Source organism: Acinetobacter sp. UBA2063 (genome assembly GCF_002333245.1).
GTDB lineage: Bacteria > Pseudomonadota > Gammaproteobacteria > Pseudomonadales > Moraxellaceae > Acinetobacter > Acinetobacter parvus.
The window spans coordinates 1-2,656 of the sequence record NZ_DDAH01000167.1; the positions used below are offsets into that span (position 1 = coordinate 1).

At 41.3% G+C, this 2,656-nt stretch carries 2 protein-coding genes; both read left to right on the forward strand.

The window, feature by feature from the left end; translation table 11 throughout:
- Positions 1-1,199 (forward strand): PLP-dependent aminotransferase family protein (locus B4H32_RS07940; protein WP_286801555.1); only part of this gene is annotated, 1,199 nt, incomplete at its 5' end.
- 287 nt (positions 1,200-1,486) lie between these two features.
- Positions 1,487-2,314 (forward strand): SDR family oxidoreductase, encoded by an 828-nt coding sequence (locus B4H32_RS07945; protein ID WP_286801564.1) that lies wholly within the window; start codon positions 1,487-1,489, stop codon positions 2,312-2,314.
- Positions 2,315-2,656: the final 342 nt, after the last annotated feature.

Here is a 2,656-nt window from a genome sequence, read left to right on the forward strand (position 1 = left end):
TCCAAATTCCACAAGCTTATTCGGTGGTCTCTTTAAACCCCAAAATTGAAATTAACTCCTTGGTGTTTAAATACCTCAAGTCGATTCAATCCAAACAGGTCAGTCCTTTAGGCTCTGCATTTCCAGATAGCCAGTTACTCTATCCGCCGAAACTTATTCAGATCATGGGGCAGCTTTCCCGTAATCGCCATAGTTATGATCAGACCAGCAACCTACCACCAGGCAACTTAGCGCTGAGAAAACTCATCGCACAACGCTATTGTATGCAAGGGATTCCAACTGATGCAGATGACATTGTCATTACATCGGGTGGTTTAGAAGCTTTAAATCTTTCCCTGCAAGCAATTACCCAGCCTGGCGATTATATTTTATTACAGCAAACCATCTTTTATGGTGCGTGGCAGGCTGCGGAGCGTTTAGGACTAAAGGTAATCACCATCCCTGAACAGCCTCAGCATGGCTTTGATATTGAAGCTTTTGAGCAAGTCATTAAAAACTATCCGATCAAAGTGTGCTGGTTTATGCTCAATGCACATAACCCAATTGGCTTTACTGTCAGTGACGACATTAAATATAAAATCGCCAAACTGTTGCATGAGCATCAAATTCATTTGATCGAGGATGATGTTTATGAGGAACTGTTTTATGGCAATCAAAAACCCTTGCCAATGAAGTATTTTGACCAACAGAATCTGGTGCTGCACTGCTCTTCTTTTTCCAAGACACTGGGGTCAGGCTTTCGGATGGGTTGGGTCTATGCTGGCAAATTTTCCGAACATATTCAACATTTGCAATTGATGAGCACCATTTCAGCCAATGCGCTGATCCAGAATGCACTGGTGGAGTTTCTCTCTCATCATCATTATGAAAAGCATCTGAGAACGCTCAGACGGGCTTTGGAAAAAAATAAAAAACAATTCTTTCAATATCTCAGACAACATCTACCCAAAGACTGTAAGGTATATAATTATCCAAGTGGCTATTTTCTCTGGATTCAGTTACCTGAAAAAGTCAGTAGCATGAACATTTATGAACAATTGATCCAGCAACAGATTGGCATTGCACCAAGCCATTTATTTAATGTATTGCCCTCGCATCAGCATTTTATCCGTATGAACTGCTCCTTTGAATGGACGGAACAGATTCAACAAGCGGTCATGCAATTTATCAAGGCCATCCAGAATGAACTATCAACTTAGCTGAGCCTGAAAAATAGCTTTTCCGATACTGTAATGCTGATCAGTTAAGAGCTTGATAATCCTCCCTTGCGGAACTATAACCGTTCCTCATCCCTTAACAAGGGATGGATTCACAAGCATTTGATTTGTGGAAAAAATGCTCTAAAATTACCTTATGGCGGATGCTGTGGCTAACTGCCAGTAAGTCAGCGTATTGTTGAGATTGTCAAATTTATGTCCCTGAAACACATACACCTCCTTTTATGGTTTAAACCCACTGAATAACACATCAAATATAGGAAATATACATAATGACTATGCAAGGAAGAACTGTTTTTATTACTGGTGGAAGCCGTGGCATCGGCAGGGCCATTGCACTGAAAGCTGCACAGGCAGGTGCCAATGTGGTCATTGCGGCAAAGACGGCAGTGGAAACAGCGAAATTATCAGGTACCATTTATAGTGTAGCTGAGGAGATTGAAATTGCAGGTGGTCAAGCACTACCCTTACTTTTAGATGTACGCGATGAGCAGCAGGTTCATGCGGCGATTCAACAAGCGGCAACCACCTTTGGGGGCATAGATGTACTGATCAATAACGCTGGCGCGATTGCCCTGACAGGTGTAGAAGCCACTTCGTTAAAACAGTATGACCTGATTCAAACCATTAACCATCGTGCGACCTTTATTTGTGCGCAGGCCGCTTTGCCCTATCTCAAACAAGCACAACATCCGCATATTTTAAGCTTATCGCCACCTGTAAATATGTCGCCTAAATGGTTGGGGATGCTCTCGCCTTATGCATTGTCCAAATATGGCATGACGATTCTCACGCTAGGTATGGCAGAGGAATTTCAGCATTATGGAATTTCCTGTAACACGCTTTGGCCTGAGACCTATATTGCAACGGCAGCTGTTTCGAAAAACCTAGGTGAGGAAAATACCTTACAGGTCAGTCGTAAACCTGAAATTATGGCAGATGCGGCTTATGCGATTTATACCACCGCCAAAGGTGAACTTACGGGACAAAGCCTCACCGATGAACAGGCCTTAGCCAGAATTGGCATTACGGATTTTTCTAAATATGCTTGTGTTGATGGTCATACACAACTACAAAAAGATTTCTTTCTGGATTGATCTGGGTGCAATATCATTTTTAGCAACCTACTCAAATAGTTGAACTGAACCATTTAGTTCCATTCTATTTATCAAGGTTGAAAGCAGCCAAAAAGCTGCCTTTCAATCTTGAAAACGCTCCATGTCATACAAGTTTCCACTATTTTTAACTGCCCCCACCCACCAGCAAGGCTGGAAACCAGCACCATTCATAAACAGATAAAATTTGAGCAATCACATTCCAACCACAAATATATTCATCTTAGCTTTTGATTTATAAGCATATAAAAATAAAAAATTATTTTTCAAATTTAACCCAAATAACAAGATAGACATACAGTTTGCCAAAATATTAAGCATGTC